This window comes from Streptomyces monticola (assembly GCF_042665355.1).
In the GTDB taxonomy this organism is placed as follows: domain Bacteria; phylum Actinomycetota; class Actinomycetes; order Streptomycetales; family Streptomycetaceae; genus Streptomyces; species Streptomyces monticola.
In genome coordinates, this window is sequence record NZ_JBHTCF010000029.1 from 1 (window position 1) to 15,982 (window position 15,982).

Below are 15,982 nucleotides of genomic sequence, written 5' to 3' on the forward strand. Positions count from 1 at the left end.
GCAGGCCGGCCGCGCCCGCCCCGGCGACCCAGCCCGCGTCCCCCGCGCCGACGGCACCTCCCGCCCCCGCGGCTTCGTCCGCCCCGGCGGCACCGTCGGGCCCGCCGGCCGGTGGCCTCGACGCCCGCGCCCTCTGGCCGAACATCCTGGAGGCGGTCAAGAACCGCCGCCGCTTCACCTGGATCCTGCTCAGCCAGAACGCCTCGGTGGCGGGCTTCGACGGCCAGACCCTGCAGCTCGGTTTCATCAACGCCGGGGCCAGGGACAACTTCGCGAGCAGCGGCAGCGAGGACGTCCTGCGCCAGGCCCTGACCGAACAGTTCAACGCCCACTGGAAGATCGAGGCGATCGTCGACCCCTCGGGCGGCGCCGCACCCCCGCCCGCGGCGCCAGCGTTCGGAGGCGGCGCGGCCCCCGCGTCCGCCCCGCGTCCGCCCGCCCCCCAGGCGCAGGCCGCCGCGCCGCGCCCCGCCGCACTCCCCGCGCCCGCGCCCGCCCCCGAGCCGCGTCCTTCCGAGGCCCCGGAGCCCCCGCCGGTCTCTCTGGAGGACGACGTACCGGCGGACGACGACCCGGACCTCGACGAGTCGGCCCTTTCCGGCCACGACCTGATCGTGCGCGAGCTGGGCGCGACGGTCGTCGAAGAGTTCACGAACGAGTAGGCGGACCCCGCGCGGAGGGGCGGACCCCGCGCGGAGGGGCGGACCCCGCGCGGAGGGGCGGAGCCCGCGCGGAGGAGGCGGCCCTCAGCGCGAGCCGTAGAAGTGCCTACGCATGGGCACGGAACGCGTCGGGCGGCGGGAGACGAGCGGAGACGGCGGTCGGTACGCGGCGGGAGTCGGCTGCGGTACGTAGAGGAACCTACGAAGACCGCCGCCCCCGGGTCCCGTCGCCCCGTACAAACGCACCGTCGCGTTCCGGCTAGGCTGCACGTGTGAAGGTCCTTGTCATCGGCAGCGGCGCCCGCGAACACGCCCTGTGCCGCTCACTGTCCCTCGACCCCGGCGTCACCGCCCTGCACTGCGCGCCCGGCAACGCCGGCACCGCGGAGGTCGCCGAGCCGCACACGGTCGACGCGCTCGACGGCGCCGCCGTGGCCGCCCTGGCCACCCGGCTCGGCGCCGACCTGGTCGTGGTCGGCCCGGAGGCGCCCCTCGTCGCGGGAGTCGCCGACGCGGTGCGCGAGGCGGGCATCCCGTGCTTCGGCCCCTCCAAGGAGGCCGCGCAGCTGGAGGGTTCCAAGGCCTTCGCCAAGGACGTCATGGCGGCCGCAGGTGTGCCCACGGCCCGCTCCTACGTCTGCACGAACGCGGCCGAGGCCGACGAGGCGCTCGACGCCTTCGGTGCCCCCTATGTCGTCAAGGACGACGGCCTCGCCGCGGGCAAGGGCGTCGTCGTGACCGACGACCTCGAAGCCGCCCGTGCGCACGCCGCCGCCTGCGAGCGGGTCGTGATCGAGGAGTTCCTCGACGGCCCCGAGGTCTCCCTCTTCGCCATCACCGACGGCACGACGGTCGTCCCGCTCACCCCGGCCCAGGACTTCAAGCGCGCCCTGGACGGCGACGAGGGGCCCAACACCGGCGGCATGGGCGCGTACTCCCCGCTGCCCTGGGCCGACCCGAAGCTGGTCGACGAGGTCATGGCGACCGTTCTGCAGCCCACCGTCGATGAATTGCGGCGCCGCGGAACACCGTTTTCCGGCCTTTTGTACGCGGGTCTCGCCATCACGAGCCGCGGGGTGCGGGTGATCGAGTTCAACGCCCGGTTCGGCGACCCCGAGACCCAGGTCGTCCTGGCCCGGCTGCAGACCCCCCTCGCGGGCGTCCTGCTGCACGCGGCCAACGGCACCCTCGCCGACGAACCCCCGCTGAACTGGCGCGACGACGCCGCCGTCACCGTGGTCGTGGCCTCGTACAACTACCCGGAGACCCCGCGCACCGGCGACCCCATCGAGGGCCTCGACGAGGTGGCGGCGCAGGACGCCCCGCACGCGTACGTGCTGCACGCCGGCACGAAGCGCGACGGTGACGCCGTCGTCAGCGCGGGCGGCCGGGTGCTGTCCGTGACGGCGACCGGCGAGGACCTGTCCCAGGCCAGGGAGCGCGCGTACGCCGCCGTCGACCGGATCCGCCTCGACGGCTCGCAGCACAGGACGGACATCGCCGCAAAGGCGGCGGCCGCCGCGTCCTGACGCCGGCATCCCGGTCCGCACCGCTCGCGACCGGCGGACCGCTCCCGACCGGCCCGAAGCGGCGCGGCCCGGCCTGGACCGGCCCGGACCTCGTCTGTCACCGGGCCTGTCCCCGGTCGGCCGCCCTCCGCCGGGAGCACTCACCGGCCCGGCGCCCGACGTCGCCGCCCTCCCGACCCGACAGCCGATCACGGCCCCGATCTGACACCGGATCGGGGCCTTGATCGTCAGCCACCTCTACCCAAAGCCATTCCATCGAGTGACCGCTCACCCATCCGGCTGACGGGCTCCAAACCCCCAACTAGGGTGCGGCGCAGGCATTCCGGCACTTGGCCCACCGGCATTGCGGTGTCAGTGGTGGGTGCCACAGTGGGGGAGTGAGCAAAGCCGTCGCAGGGCAGAGGGGGTGACGTCCGGCCGTGTCCGGAACCGGTATGGAAGCCGAGGTGGGCGCGCAGGCCGCGCGTTCGCGAGCGCTGGCCGTGCTGCGCGTGCGCAGCCGTGCGCTGGCAGTCGCGTTGCTGCCCGCGGCGGTGGCCGTGGTGCTGCTGGCCGGCGGTGTCACCGGCCGTATCGGCGGCGGGAGTTGGGCCGTCGTGCGCTGGGTCGTGACCGGCGCGGCGCTGCTCGTGCTGCTCGCCGCGGCAGGTGTCGCCCTGGTGGTGGCCCGTGCCCGGCCCGCCCTGAGCCCGACCGTCCCGATCGCCGAGGAGTCCGCCCCCGATCTGTACCGCCTGGTGCGTGATCTCGCGGACCGCCTGGAGGTCCCCGCGCCCTCGGCGATAGCGCTCACCCCCGACTGCGACAGCTGGCTCGAGGACCGCACCCACCGGGCGCACGGCCCTCCCGCCAGACCCTCACGCGAGGCCCCGGCGACCGCGCCGGTCCTCGTCATCGGCTCGCCCTTCCTGTGGTGGATGAGGGTCGGCGAGCTGCGGGCGGTCCTCGCCCCGGTCGTCGCCGGCACCGGCCCCTCCGCCCACCCCGACATAGCGGCGGCCCGCCGCTTCGTGCGCGGGCTCGACGCGGCGGTGGCGGTGGCGGCCAGACCCGGCGGCGGCCCGCTGCCCCGCGCGGTACTCGCCGGTGTCGGCTGGGTCTCCCGCCTCCTCCTGCGCGCCTGCCGCGGCCATGCCGCCGAGATGGAGCGCGGTGTCGCGGCCGCCGCCGCCGAGCGTGCACAGGCTGTGGACTACGGCCTGCGGATCGTCGCCCAGGAGCAGGTCGGTCTCGCGTACGCGGGCTGGGACCGCCTGCTCACCAGGGTCGCGCTGCCCGCCTGGCGCATGGGCCGCTGGCCCGACCGCCTCGACGCCGGAGTGGTCGCCGCCCTCACGGAGCTCTCCCGCCGCGACCGCCTCGCGGAGGGCTTCGCCTCCCGGCTCGGCGAGCGCCCCGCCTGCGACCTCCTGGAGGAGCCGGGCGCGGTCGACGAGGCCACTTCGCTGCTCGCCGCCCGGCTGTTCCACGGCGGCCCGGCCGAGCAGGGTCCCGACTGGTCCCCGATCGGCTGGCAGGAGTACCCGGAGGAGGTCGTCGACCGCAAGTGGCGGGCGGACGCCGCCCGTCTGCACCGCGTCCTCGACGACCTGGGCGTCCGCCGTGCCAGCACATCGGCCGGCGACCCCGAGCCGCCGACCCTCGCCAGGGTCATGGAGCACCTGACCTCGACCGGTGGCCGGATGACCGGTGACCAGGCCCTCGGTGACCAGGCCCCTGGCGGCCAGGCGTCTGCCGGTGAGTGGACCGGTGGCCGGGCGTCCGGTGACCAGACCTCCAGCGGCCAGGCATCCGGCGAGACCGCCCCCGCTCACCCCGGCGCACCTGCCCACGAGCCCTCCCCGGACCCCGAGGCGTCCTCCCGGGCCCCGGCCCCGTCCCCGTACGAAGACCTCGGCCCCGTCCTCGCCCCCGGCACCGACCGTGAGGCCGATGAGGCCGCTTACGAAAACTCCGCTTACGAAGACTCCGTTTACGAGAACTCCGTTTACGAGAACCCCGCGCCCTCCGCGATCGCCCCGGCCGGCGGCGAAGGGGACGCCCTCGCGGCCCGGCTCACCGCCGAGTTGGCGCGTGAGGAGGCAGCCGCCCCGCCGCCGGCCCGGCCGAGTCTCGACCCCGACGACGCCCTGTGGGACGACAACCTGCTGCCGCTGTTCCCGCTGCAGCCACCCCGCTCAGGACGTGAGCTGCTCACCGATCACGTCACGGCGATGGTCTGCTGCTCCGCCGTCGACACCGCGGGTGCGGCCCCCGGCCTCGACTGGCTGGACGGCCCGACCCTCCTGGTCGCCGGCGAGCGCGTCATGGACCTCACCCCGCGCGTCCAGACCCTGATCGAGGACGGCGACCCCGAGCCTCTCCGCAGCTGGCTCACTGACCTGGGCGTCCGCCCGGAGAAGCCGGTCCGCCTGGTCTGAGAGGGCTGTGAAGGGGCTCCGAGGGGCTCCGAGGGGCTCCGAGAGGGACTCCAAGGGGGCCCGAAACCCCGGCAATCCCAAGTAAATTCGCGACGAACGGTGACGGCGCGCGTGCGTTATGTGATGTGCTGGGAGCGTCCGTCGGCCGTACGCGTCGCGGACCGGGCGGCGGGGGAGCGAGGGAAGCGAGGGAGGGGAGCGCCATGGGGAGGCCGGACCAGCGAGCGCAGCGGCCGGCGCGGAGCCGGGGCCCGCAGCAGCCGATCCGGCGATGGGAATCCGGCGCACTCGCACACGCCGTGTCCGACCCCTTCGGCCAGGGCCCGCTGCCCTGGCTGCGCGGCAGCGAGCACTACTTCGACGACACGGGCCAGGTCGTCCCCTGGTACGTCGACCTGGCCCCCGCCCCGGGCGCCGAGGCCCCGGGCGCCGCCGGGATCCCGCACCCCCGCACCTGCTCCACCACAGGCCCGCGTACCGCCGACGACGTGCACCGCCAGATCAAGGGCTTCGCCTCCACCGGCGCCGTCGCCCCCGGCGAGGCCATCGACTTCCACGTCACGGTGGACCCGCCCCAGCAGTTCAGCGTCGACATCTACCGCATCGGGCACTACGGCGGCGACGGCGCCGCCAAGATCACTACGAGCCCGCGGCTCTCCGGCATCGTCCAGCCGCCGCCGCTCATCGCCGACCGCACGGTCTCCTGCCATCACTGGTGGCTCTCCTGGCGTCTGCAGGTGCCCAGTTACTGGAGCATCGGGGCGTACGTCGCGGTCCTCACCACCGTCGACGGCTACCGCTCGCACATCCCCTTCACCGTCCGCGACACCCACCCGGCCGATCTGCTGCTGCTCCTGCCGGACGTCACCTGGCAGGCGTACAACCTCTATCCGGAGGACGGCCGCACCGGCGCCAGCCTGTATCACGCCTGGGACGAGGAAGGGCATCTGCTCGGCGAGAGCGACGCCGCGGTCACCGTCTCCTTCGACCGCCCGTACGCGGGCGCGGGACTGCCCCTCCACGTGGGCCACGCCTACGACTTCATCCGCTGGGCCGAGCGGTACGGCTACGACCTGGCGTACGCCGACACCCGCGATCTGCATGCCGGCCGTGTCGACCCCACGCGCTACCGCGGCCTGGTCTTCCCCGGCCACGACGAGTACTGGTCGGTGCCGATGCGGCGTACGGCCGAACTGGCCAGGGACAACGGCACCTCGCTCGTCTTCCTCTCCGCCAACACCATGTACTGGCAAGTGGAGTTGAGCCCCTCCCCGTCCGGCGTCCCCGACCGCCTGCTGACCTGCCGCAAGCGCCGCGGTCCCGGAAAGCCCGCGCTGTGGCGCGAGATCGACCGGGCCGAGCAGCAGCTCCTCGGCATCCAGTACGCGGGCCGCGTCCCCGAGCCGCACCCCCTGGTCGTGCGCAACGCCGACCACTGGCTGTGGGAGGCGACCGGAGCGCACGAGGGCGACGAACTCGACGGCCTGGTCGCGGGCGAGGCCGACCGCTACTTTCCGCGTACCGCGCTCCCCGAGCACCAGCGCCGCATCCTGCTCGCCCACTCGCCCTACCGGGACGGTGACGGCGCCCGGCGGCACCAGGAGACCTCGCTCTACCGCGCGCCCTCCGGCGCCCTGGTCTTCGCCTCGGGCACCTTCGCCTGGTCCCCGGCGCTCGACCGGCCCGGCCATGTCGACACCCGCGTCCAGCGCGCCACCGCAAATCTCCTCGACCGCATCTGCAAACGCGACTGACGCACCGCTGCACCCCGCTGACGCACCACCGCACCCCACTGACGCACCGCAGCACGCGCGACTGACACCCCATCCCGGCGGCCCCGCCCACCGGGCCCCTGGCCGAGGCAGCCTCCCGCGTACGGGAGAATGCAGCGTTGGCCAAAACCACGGGGAGGAACCGTGTCCGGATTCGTTGAAAAGCCCGAGCCGATCGAGGTTCCGGGTCTGGTGCATCTGCACACCGGCAAGGTGCGGGAGCTGTACCAGAACGAGGCGGGCGACCTCGTCATGGTCGCCAGCGACCGTATGTCCGCCTACGACTGGGTGCTGCCCAGCGAGATCCCGGACAAGGGCCGCGTCCTCACACAGCTGTCGCTCTGGTGGTTCGACCAGCTCGCCGACCTGGTCCCCAACCACGTCCTGTCCACCGAGCTGCCGCCCGGCGCCCCCGCCGACTGGGCCGGCCGCACCCTGATCTGCAAGTCGCTGCGGATGGTCCCGGTCGAGTGCGTGGCGCGCGGCTATCTCACCGGCTCGGGACTCGTCGAGTACGAGCAGTCCCGTACCGTCTGCGGACTCGCCCTGCCCGAGGGCCTGGTGGACGGCTCCGAACTGCCCGCGCCGATCTTCACGCCCGCCACCAAGGCCGAGGTCGGCGAGCACGACGAGAACGTGAGCTACGAGGAAGTCGCCCGTCAGGTCGGCGCGGAGACCGCCGCCCAGCTGCGCCAGACGACCCTCGCCGTGTACGGCCGGGCCCGTGACATCGCCCGTGAGCGCGGCATCCTGCTCGCGGACACCAAGTTCGAGTTCGGCTTCGCCGACGAGGAGTTGGTGATCGCGGACGAGGTCCTGACCCCGGACTCCTCGCGCTTCTGGCCCGCCGACACCTGGCAGCCGGGCCGCGCCCAGCCCTCGTACGACAAGCAGTACGTCCGCGACTGGCTGACGTCACCGGCCTCCGGCTGGGACCGCAAGGGCGAGCAGCCGCCGCCCGCGCTGCCGCCGCAGGTCGTGGAGGCCACCCGGGCCAAGTACATCGAGGCGTACGAGAAGCTCACCGGCACCGCCTGGTAGGGCCCGCTCCCGGTAGGCCGCCTCCCGGTAGGCCCGCTCCGGCAGGTTCCACTGCTGGACGACGAAGCCCCCGGCGCCGATGGCGCCGGGGGCTTCGATCAAGAGCGGACGACCAGGTTCGAACTGGCGACCTCAACCTTGGCAAGGTTGCGCTCTACCAACTGAGCTACGTCCGCAAGGCGTGCACCGCGTCGGTGCACCTCCACTATAGCCAACCCCGCTCGCGTGCGATGCGCACTGCCGCGTGCCGGTTCTCGGCGGAGAGCTTCGAGACGGCGGACGAGAGGTAGTTGCGCACCGTCCCCTGCGACAGCGCGGCCCGCTCGGCGATCTCCGCGACGGGCGCACCGTCGGCCGCGAACTCGAGCACTTCGGCCTCGCGCGCGGTCAGCGGAGAGTCGCCCGAAGCGATGGCGTCGGCCGCCAACTCCGGGTCCACATAACGGTTTCCGGCGTGCACCGCCCGGATGATCTCGGCGAGCCGCTGGGCGCTGACGGTCTTCGGCACGAAACCTCGTACGCCCGCCTCCAGGGCCCGCTTCAGATGTCCGGGCCGCCCATGGCTGGTCACGATCATGGTCTGGCAGCCGGGGAGTTCGGCCCGCAGTGATGTGGCCACACTCACACCGTCGGCGCCCGGCATCTGCAGATCGAGGACCGCGACATCCGGCCGGTGCGCCCGCGCCATGGCGAGCGCCTCGGGTCCTGAGGCGGCCTCGGCGACCACGGTGAGATCGTCTTCGAGGGCGAGCAGCGCGGCGAGCGCACCCCGGATGAGGTGCTCGTCGTCGGCGAGCAGAACCCGTACGGCTGTGGTGTTCACCCCGTGATCCTCTCCGCCGGGCCCACGGCCGTGGGCAGCGGCACCTCGGCCGTGAGCCGGAAATGTCCGCCGCTCGTCGGGCCCGCCTCCAGGACGCCGTCCACCTGGGACAGCCGTTCGCGAAGGCCCATGAGACCCGAGCCGCCGGACGAGCCGTCCGCGGACGATCCCTCCGCGGACGAGCCAGGGGCAGACAAGCCCTCCCCGGACAAGCCCTCCCCGGACAAGCCCTCCCCGGACAAGCCCTCCGCGGCCGGGTCCGGCGCCGAAGAGCCCTGCGCGGGCGGCTCGGGCGCACCGTCGTTCTCGACGGTCAGTACGGCCGTGGCGGGGTCCTGCGAAGTGACCCGCAGCGCCACCGTGCAGCGCGCCGCGTCCCCGTGCCGCAGCACATTGGTGGCCGCCTCCCTGACCACCCAGCCGAGCGCCGCGTGCACGGCGGGCGGCAGCTCGTCCGCGGCCTCGGCGCCGAGCACCCGGCAGTCGATCCCGGCGGCCTTCAACACCCCTTGCGCGCCCGCGAGTTCGGCCCCAAGGCCGATCTCGCGATAGCCGCGTACGACCTCTCTGACCTCGCGCTGCGACTCCTGCGCGATCCGCTGCACCTCGGTCATCTGTTCCACCGCCTCGGGCCGTCCGCGCCGGGCCAGCTGTACGGCGAGCTCGCTCTTGAGGGCGACCACGGCGAGGTTGCGGCCGAGCACATCGTGCAGATCGCGGCCGAAGCGCAGGCGTTCCTCGGCGACGGCGAGCCGGGCCTGGACGTCGCGGGCCTCGCGCAGCTCGTACATCACGCCGAGCGTCCACGCGGAGATCCGCACCGTGAGCGCCATCCAGCCGCCGGCGAACACCACCGAGATCGCTGTGGCGAGGGTCAGCGGCAGTTCCCGGCTGACCAGCCAGAGCGCCGCGCACAGCGCCACTGTCACGGCGAGCAGTGCCGGGACGCTCGTGCGCACCGGCACCATCAGGCCGTAGAAACTGAAGAAGGGCAGCGTCGCGCAGCCGAGCGCCGTCGGCAGGAGCGGGAAGTCCGTGGGACCGGTCAGGGAGCCCAGGACGAGCAGGCCCGCGAGGACCGCTCCCATCAGCGCGGCACCGGCCCCGATGTCGCGCCTCGGCACCTCCTGCCTGCCCAGGTACGCGTCGAATCCCGCGCGCAGGAGCCGGACGGCCCACACGGCCTGGACCAGGATGAGGGCCACCACGGCGGCGATCAGGAGCGGGGGAGCGGAATGCCGTACGGGCCGGGTCACCGACAGCGCGACCACGACCGGGACGGTGACCCAGACGAGGAGGTACACCGTCCAGCGGGTGTAGAGATCGACCCGGGCGAGGTCACTGCGCTCCCGCCACTTCCTGACCTGTACGAACACCGTCCCACTCGCTTCCCGCCTCAGCGCCGCGGCTCCCACCGGAACCACCGCTGTACAGCAAACACCGCGAGAACGACCCAGGCCACCGCCGTGGCCGTCGCGCCGAGCGCCTCGTAAGCCGAGAGCTCCCCGGTCCAGCCGCCGCGCACCAGGCGGATCACGGGGGACAGCGGCAGCAGTTCGAGCACCGAGGCGACCTTGTCGGGGAAGATCTCCAGAGGGACGGCGATGCCCGAGCCCAGCATGGAGAGGAACATCAGCGGCAGGCTGGTGACCTGCGCGCTCTCCGCGTTGCGGCTGAACGCCGCGGTCACCGCGGCGAGCGCCGCCATCAGGACGATCCCCAACAGCACGCCCAGGACGGCCAGATGGACTGCCTTCGGTGCGCCGAGGCCGACCAGGGCCATACAGCCGGCGGCCACCACCACACACTGCACGAGCCCGATCAGGGAGGCCGGCAGGGCGGCGCCCGCGAGGATCTCCCGGTCCTGCAGCTCACCGGTGCGCAGCCGCTTCAGTACGAGCTCCTCGCGGCGCGCCACGAAGACGTTCACGAGGTTCGCGTACACCGCGAAAAGCAGCGAGAACCCGACGGCGGCGGTCAGCATGGTGGTGGCCACGGTGACCCCGGCGTCCTTGAGCATGTCCTCCTTCAGCGTCGACTTGACGGTGAAGGGCAGCGCGAGCGGAATCGCGAGCGCGGTGACGAGCATCCCCTTGCTGCGCAGGAGCAGCGTCAACTCGGCCCGTCCCAGGGCCGCGAGCCGGCCCCCGGCGGTCGTCGTGCGCCCCGTCGTCGCCGTGCGCTGTGTGGTCGCTGTCGCGGCACTCATGCCACCGTCTCCTTCTGCCGTACGTCCTGTGCGTCCCCCGCCTTGATGTCCCGCGCGATCTGCAGGAACGCCTCTTCGAGCGAGGCGGACCGCACATCGAGCCCGCGCAGCTCGACCCGGGCCTCCTGGGCCCACAACAGCAGCCGGGTGGCGACCCCTTGGAGTTCGTCGGTGCGCAGCTTCACGGTCCGGCCCGCCGTCTCGTGCGCGGTGACGCCGAGCGCGCCGAGCGGCGGCAGATCGCCGACGTGGTAGCCGTCGGGCAGCTCGAAGGTGATCTGTGAGGGCTGGGTGGCGGTGACTTCGGCGGGGGTCCCGCTGACCGCGAGCCGGCCTTCGTGCATGATCGCGAGCCGGTCGGCGAGCGACTCGGCCTCTTCGAGGTAGTGCGTGGTCAGCAGCACGGTGGTGCCGGACGCGCGCAGGGCGCGTACCAACTCCCAGGTCTCGACCCGCCCTTCGGCGTCCAGACCGGTCGTCGGCTCGTCGAGGAACAGCACCTCGGGCCGGCCGAGCAGGGCGAGCGCCAGATCGAGCCGCCGCTTCTCACCGCCCGACAGCTGCTTGACCCGGACACCGGACCGCTTGCCGAGCCCCACGAGCTCCAGGGCCTCTCCCGTGGGCCTGGCATTGCTCGTGCAGCCCGCCCACATCCGGACGGCCTCGGCGACGGTCAGCTCGGACGGGAAGCCGCCCTCCTGCAGCATCACCCCGATCCGCGGCCGCACCCGGTCGCGCCGGCTGTACGGGTCGTGCCCGAGCACCCGCACCTGTCCGCCCGAGGGCTTCGCGAGGCCTTCGAGCACTTCGACGGTGGAGGTCTTGCCGGCGCCGTTGGTGCCGAGCAGGGCGAAGAGTTCACCGCGGCCGACCGCGAAGGAAATCCCTCGCACCGCCTCGAATCCGCCCTTGTACGCCCGCCGCAGCTCGGTGACCTCGATGACGTGATCATCGCGTTCCTGGAATGTCGCAGCCATGTCTTCAGCGTTCCGTGGCCACGGCGCCCGGAGCAGTGCGCGCTGTCATGAGCCCGCATGACAAATGTCAGACGCGGCAGCGCACCCGCATACGGAACCCGCATACGAAGAAGGCCCCGGTCCTGGGACCGGGGCCTTCATTTCTGAGCGAACGACGAGGTTCGAACTCGCGACCTCAACCTTGGCAAGGTTGCGCTCTACCAACTGAGCTACGTTCGCATTGCCTCCGACCGGCTCTCACCGATCGGCGCGAGCACCAGAGTACCTGATCCACAAGCGTGGTCGGTAACCGATGCAGAGCGGGTGACAGGAATTGCACACTGCGCCTTCCCCCTGGAAGGGGGATGTTCTACTACTGAACTACACCCGCAAGACTCCGTGAGGTCCGGCCCTGCGGCCTCGCCCCTCGGCGTGCTCCAGACTTTAGCCGACCGTCGGGGGTGGTGTGCAAGTCGGCTGCTGCGGCGGGCTCGTGTACCCGCCACAGCAAGCCTGCCGGCACGGTCAGTTGGCGGCCTCGAACGCCTCGTAGACCTTCTTGGGGATCCGGCCGCGGGCCGGGACCTCCATCTTGTTGGAGCGGGCCCAGGCGCGGACTGCCGCCGGGTCGGCGGTCACCGCGGTGTGCTTGAACGTCCTGCCCGCCTTGCCGCCCTTGCCCGCCTTGCCGGTCTGCTTGCGCCCCGCCTGCAGGTAAGGGGCGAGAGCCTTGCGCAGTTTCTTGGCATTGGCTTGATTGAGGTCGATCTCGTACGACTTGCCGTCGAGACCGAAGGCGACCGTTTCCGCCGCTTCCCCGCCGTCGATGTCGTCAGAGAGAGTGACTACGACACGCTGCGCCACGAATATCGGTCCCTTCATGCGGAATCACCGCGCTGACATGCGGCGATGGCCGACTGTCCGGCTCAAGGCCGGGCATCCGCCCGGCTCCGGTCCGGTACTTGTCCGGTTGTTTTCGGGGCAAAGCACGGCCTATCCCGAGCTATTGCCATTTCCTTTGTACAGGGCCCGGCAATGCATTGGGAAGCCCGACTAAATCCCCCCGCGTGTCCCTCGGCAATGAACGTCCCTGAATTTTTCCTGGATTTTCCCCGGGGCCCGGTGCCCGCCATCTAAAAGTGACGGCCATCACGTAGGAGTCTACGAATCTATGCGCGTAGAAATTTCCGTCGGATACGCTGAAGACACCGTTCTCACGCACCACACCACCGGGAGTGCCAGTGGCACGCGTCGTAGTCGACGTCATGCTCAAGCCCGAGATCCTCGACCCGCAGGGACAGGCGGTGCAGCGTGCACTGCCGCGGCTCGGGTTCGAGGGCATCGCGGACGTACGTCAAGGAAAGCGCTTCGAGCTCGAGGTCGAAGGGCCGGTCGACGAGGCCGCCCTCGCCCGTATCCATGAGATGGCCGAGACCTTCCTCGCCAACACCGTCATCGAGGACTTCGTCGTCAAGGTCGAAGAGCCCGCCGTTGCCGGGGAGTCCAAGTGACCGCTCGTATCGGAGTCGTCACTTTTCCCGGCACCCTCGACGACCGTGACACCCAGCGCGCGGTCCGGGTCGCCGGCGCGGAGGCGGTGCCGCTCTGGCATCGCGACAAGGACCTCAAGCAGGTCGACGCCGTGGTCCTTCCCGGCGGTTTCTCCTACGGCGACTATCTGCGGGCCGGGGCGATCTCCCGGTTCTCGCCGGTAATGGAGACGGTCATCGAGCAGGCCAAGGGCGGAATGCCGGTTCTGGGCATTTGCAACGGCTTCCAGGTGCTCACCGAGACCCATCTGCTGCCGGGCGCCATGCTCCGCAACAACCACCTGCACTTCATCTGCCGTGACCAGAAGCTGCGGGTGGAGACGGACAGGACCGCCTGGACCGCCGATTACGAAGTGGGCCAGGAGATCTCCGTACCGCTCAAGAACATCGACGGGCGGTACGTCGCGGACGAGCGCACGCTCGACATGCTGGAGGCCGAGGGCCGGGTCGCCTTCCGCTATCTCGACATGAACCCCAACGGCTCGCTCCGCGACATCGCCGGCATCACCAACGAGGCGGGCAATGTCGTCGGCCTCATGCCGCACCCCGAGCACGCCGTCGAGCCGCTGGTCGGCACCGGCCGCACCGACGGCCTCGGATTCTTCACCTCGATCCTCAAGAAGCTGGTCAACGCCTGATGAGCCTCGACACCGTCAAGCACGCCGCCGAGACCCCCGAGGTCGCCCAGCCCTGGCAGGAACTCGGCCTGAAGCAGGACGAGTACGAGCGGATCCGCGAGATCCTGGACCGCCGTCCCACCGGCGCCGAGCTCGCCATGTACTCCGTCATGTGGTCCGAGCACTGCTCGTACAAGAGCAGCAAGGTGCACCTGAAGCAGTTCGGCGAGAAGGCCCCCGAGAACGACGCCATGCTCGTCGGCATCGGTGAGAACGCGGGCGTCGTCGACGTCGGCCAGGGCTACGCGGTCACCTTCAAGGTGGAGTCGCACAACCACCCCTCCTACATCGAGCCCTACCAGGGCGCGGCCACCGGAGTCGGCGGCATCGTGCGCGACATCCTCGCCATGGGCGCACGCCCGGTCGCCGTCATGGACCCGCTGCGCTTCGGCGCCGCCGACCACCCCGACACCAAGCGCGTCCTGCCGGGGGTCGTCGCAGGCATCGGTGGCTACGGCAACTGCCTGGGCCTGCCCAACATCGGCGGCGAGGTCGTCTTCGACCCCTGCTACCAGGGCAACCCACTGGTCAACGCCCTGTGCGTGGGCGTCATGAAGCACGAGGACATCCACCTCGCCAAGGCCTCGGGCACCGGCAACAAGGTCATCCTCTACGGTGCCCGCACCGGCGGCGACGGCATCGGCGGTGTCTCCGTGCTCGCCTCCGAGACCTTCGACTCCACCGGGCCCTCGCGCCGCCCCGCCGTCCAGGTCGGCGACCCCTTCCAGGAGAAGCTCCTCATCGAGTGCACCCTTGAGATCTTCAAGGAGAACCTGGTCGCGGGTATCCAGGACCTCGGCGGCGCCGGACTCTCCTGTGCCACCAGCGAGTTGGCGTCCGCGGGCTCCGGCGGTATGCGCGTCGAGCTCGACACGGTGCCGCTGCGCGACGCGACGCTCTCGCCGGAGGAGATCCTCATGAGCGAGTCGCAGGAGCGTATGTGCGCCGTCGTCGAGCCCGACAAGGTCGACCGCTTCCTGGAGATCTGCGAGAAGTGGGATGTCATCGCCACGGTCATCGGTGAGGTGACCGAGGGCGAGCGCCTGGAGATCTTCTGGCACGGCGAGCAGATCGTCGACGTACCGCCGCGCACGGTCGCGCACGAAGGCCCGGTCTACCACCGGCCGTACGAGCGCCCGTCCTGGCAGGACGCGCTGCAGGCCGACGACGCGAACAAGCTGGCCCGCCCGGCCACTTCGGACGAGCTGCGCCGGCAGATCCTCAAGGTCGTGGCCTCGCCGAACCAGGCGTCCAAGGCATGGATCACGGATCAGTACGACCGTTTCGTGCAGGGCAACACGGTCCTCGCGCAGCCGGAGGACTCCGGCATGGTACGGATCGACGAGGGCACCAACCTCGGCGTGGCCGTGGCCACCGACGGCAACGGCCGGTACGCGAAGCTCGACCCGTACACCGGCGCGCAGCTCGCCCTCGCCGAGTCGTACCGGAACGTCGCCACCACCGGCGCCAAGCCGCTCGCCGTCTCGGACTGCCTGAACTTCGGCTCGCCCGAGGACCCGGGCGTGATGTGGCAGTTCGCCGAGGCCACCCGTGGTCTCGCGGACGCCTGCCAGATCCTGGGCACCCCGGTGACCGGCGGCAATGTCTCGCTCTACAACCAGACCGGCGAGACCGCCATCCACCCGACCCCGGTGGTCGCGGTGCTCGGTGTCATCGACGACGTGACCCGGCGCACTCCGGTCGCGTTCGCCGAAGAGGGCCAGCTGATCTACCTCCTGGGCGAGACCCGCGAGGAGTTCGGCGGCTCGGCCTGGTCCCAGGTCGTCCACGACCACCTGGGCGGCCTGCCGCCGCAGGTGGACCTGGAGCGCGAGCGGCTGCTCGCCGAGATCCTGATCTCGGCATCCCGCGACGGCATGATCGACGCCGCGCACGACCTGTCCGACGGCGGCCTGATCCAGGCGGTCGTCGAGTCCTGTCTGCGCGGTGGCGTCGGGGCACGCCTCGTCGTCCCCGAGGGCCTGGACGCCTTCACCTTCCTGCTCTCCGAGTCCGCGGGCCGCGCGATCGTCGCGGTGCCGCGCAGCGAGGAGCTCCGGTTCACGGACATGTGCGGGGCGCGCGGCCTCCCGGTCACCCGGGTCGGCGTCATCGACGGCGAAGAGGTCGAGGTCCAGGGCGAGTTCAGCCTTCCGCTGAGCGAGCTGCGCACGGCCCACGAGGAGACGGTGCCCGGACTGCTGGCCTGAGCCTTCACCGGGTCCTTTGCCGGTGCCTTGGTCGGCGCCTTTGCTTGTCGCCGCGGCCCCGTCCGGTTTCTCCGGGCGGGGCCGCGGTGCGTTTGTGGTTCGCCGGGCGAGGCCGCGGTGCGTTTGTGCGGGC

The 15,982-nt window shown here is 71.7% G+C and carries 12 protein-coding genes, 3 tRNA genes and 1 pseudogene; 8 read left to right on the forward strand and 8 right to left on the reverse strand.

The window, feature by feature from the left end; genetic code table 11:
- The 5 genes and pseudogenes from ACFQVC_RS38700 to ACFQVC_RS38720 form a co-directional block, all read left to right on the forward strand.
- Window positions 1-662, forward strand: a pseudogene (locus ACFQVC_RS38700) (DNA polymerase III subunit gamma and tau); the annotation flags it as partial.
- 272 nt (window positions 663-934) lie between these two features.
- On the forward strand, window positions 935-2,191 hold the full coding sequence (purD, locus tag ACFQVC_RS38705; RefSeq protein ID WP_381840081.1) for a phosphoribosylamine--glycine ligase: 1,257 nt from the start codon (window positions 935-937) through the stop codon (window positions 2,189-2,191).
- 434 nt (window positions 2,192-2,625) lie between these two features.
- Window positions 2,626-4,611, forward strand: a complete 1,986-nt coding sequence (locus tag ACFQVC_RS38710; protein WP_381840258.1) for a hypothetical protein — start codon at window positions 2,626-2,628, stop codon at window positions 4,609-4,611.
- 203 nt (window positions 4,612-4,814) lie between these two features.
- On the forward strand, window positions 4,815-6,365 hold the full coding sequence (locus ACFQVC_RS38715; RefSeq protein WP_381840084.1) for a N,N-dimethylformamidase beta subunit family domain-containing protein: 1,551 nt from the start codon (window positions 4,815-4,817) through the stop codon (window positions 6,363-6,365).
- A gap of 162 nt (window positions 6,366-6,527) precedes the next feature.
- Window positions 6,528-7,424 (forward strand): phosphoribosylaminoimidazolesuccinocarboxamide synthase, encoded by an 897-nt coding sequence (locus ACFQVC_RS38720; protein WP_381840086.1) that lies wholly within the window; start codon window positions 6,528-6,530, stop codon window positions 7,422-7,424.
- Window positions 7,425-7,527: 103 nt separating this feature from the next.
- On the opposite strand, the gene ACFQVC_RS38725 is transcribed toward ACFQVC_RS38720, so the two are convergent.
- The 8 genes from ACFQVC_RS38725 to ACFQVC_RS38760 all read right to left on the reverse strand — a co-directional run bounded on the left by ACFQVC_RS38725 (window position 7,528) and on the right by ACFQVC_RS38760 (window position 12,276).
- Window positions 7,528-7,600 (reverse strand) — tRNA-Gly (locus ACFQVC_RS38725).
- Window positions 7,601-7,629: 29 nt separating this feature from the next.
- Window positions 7,630-8,247: a response regulator transcription factor gene (locus ACFQVC_RS38730; RefSeq protein ID WP_381840089.1), complete on the reverse strand. Its 618-nt coding sequence runs from the start codon at window positions 8,245-8,247 to the stop codon at window positions 7,630-7,632.
- Window positions 8,244-9,623 (reverse strand): sensor histidine kinase, encoded by a 1,380-nt coding sequence (locus ACFQVC_RS38735; RefSeq protein ID WP_381840092.1) that lies wholly within the window; start codon window positions 9,621-9,623, stop codon window positions 8,244-8,246. Before ACFQVC_RS38735 ends, ACFQVC_RS38730 begins: the two co-directional genes overlap by 4 nt.
- A gap of 20 nt (window positions 9,624-9,643) precedes the next feature.
- On the reverse strand, window positions 9,644-10,456 hold the full coding sequence (locus ACFQVC_RS38740; protein ID WP_381840095.1) for an ABC transporter permease: 813 nt from the start codon (window positions 10,454-10,456) through the stop codon (window positions 9,644-9,646).
- Entirely contained in the window at window positions 10,453-11,433 is a 981-nt protein-coding gene (locus ACFQVC_RS38745; RefSeq protein WP_381840098.1) for an ABC transporter ATP-binding protein, read from the reverse strand. Before ACFQVC_RS38745 ends, ACFQVC_RS38740 begins: the two co-directional genes overlap by 4 nt.
- A gap of 146 nt (window positions 11,434-11,579) precedes the next feature.
- Window positions 11,580-11,652: transfer RNA gene (locus tag ACFQVC_RS38750), tRNA-Gly, on the reverse strand.
- Window positions 11,653-11,731: 79 nt separating this feature from the next.
- Window positions 11,732-11,803: transfer RNA gene (locus ACFQVC_RS38755), tRNA-Gly, on the reverse strand.
- Window positions 11,804-11,937: 134 nt separating this feature from the next.
- Complete coding sequence (locus ACFQVC_RS38760) at window positions 11,938-12,276, reverse strand: histone-like nucleoid-structuring protein Lsr2 (protein WP_381840261.1); 339 nt, start codon at window positions 12,274-12,276, stop codon at window positions 11,938-11,940.
- 377 nt (window positions 12,277-12,653) lie between these two features.
- Here ACFQVC_RS38760 and purS point away from each other — a divergent pair, with 377 nt between their 5' ends.
- The 3 genes from purS to purL are packed head-to-tail and all read left to right on the forward strand — an operon-like array spanning window position 12,654 to window position 15,849.
- Window positions 12,654-12,923: a phosphoribosylformylglycinamidine synthase subunit PurS gene (gene purS, locus ACFQVC_RS38765; RefSeq protein WP_381840101.1), complete on the forward strand. Its 270-nt coding sequence runs from the start codon at window positions 12,654-12,656 to the stop codon at window positions 12,921-12,923.
- On the forward strand, window positions 12,920-13,600 hold the full coding sequence (gene purQ / locus ACFQVC_RS38770) for a phosphoribosylformylglycinamidine synthase subunit PurQ (RefSeq protein WP_381840104.1): 681 nt from the start codon (window positions 12,920-12,922) through the stop codon (window positions 13,598-13,600). Before purS ends, purQ begins: the two co-directional genes overlap by 4 nt.
- Window positions 13,600-15,849 carry a phosphoribosylformylglycinamidine synthase subunit PurL gene (purL, locus tag ACFQVC_RS38775; RefSeq protein ID WP_381840107.1) on the forward strand — a complete coding sequence of 750 codons (2,250 nt, stop codon included), beginning with the start codon at window positions 13,600-13,602 and terminating at the stop codon, window positions 15,847-15,849. The genes purQ and purL overlap by 1 nt, the downstream gene beginning before the upstream one ends.
- The last annotated feature ends 133 nt before the right edge of the window (window positions 15,850-15,982 follow it).

Coding starts and splice junctions, on each gene's coding strand:
- ACFQVC_RS38710 (WP_381840258.1), top strand. CDS start 2,626: ATGGAAGCCGAGGTGGGCGCGCAGGCCGCGCGTTCGCGAGCGCTGGCC.
- ACFQVC_RS38715 (WP_381840084.1), top strand. CDS start 4,815: ATGGGGAGGCCGGACCAGCGAGCGCAGCGGCCGGCGCGGAGCCGGGGC.
- ACFQVC_RS38740 (WP_381840095.1), bottom strand. CDS start 10,456: ATGAGTGCCGCGACAGCGACCACACAGCGCACGGCGACGACGGGGCGC.
- ACFQVC_RS38745 (WP_381840098.1), bottom strand. CDS start 11,433: ATGGCTGCGACATTCCAGGAACGCGATGATCACGTCATCGAGGTCACC.
- purL (WP_381840107.1), top strand. CDS start 13,600: ATGAGCCTCGACACCGTCAAGCACGCCGCCGAGACCCCCGAGGTCGCC.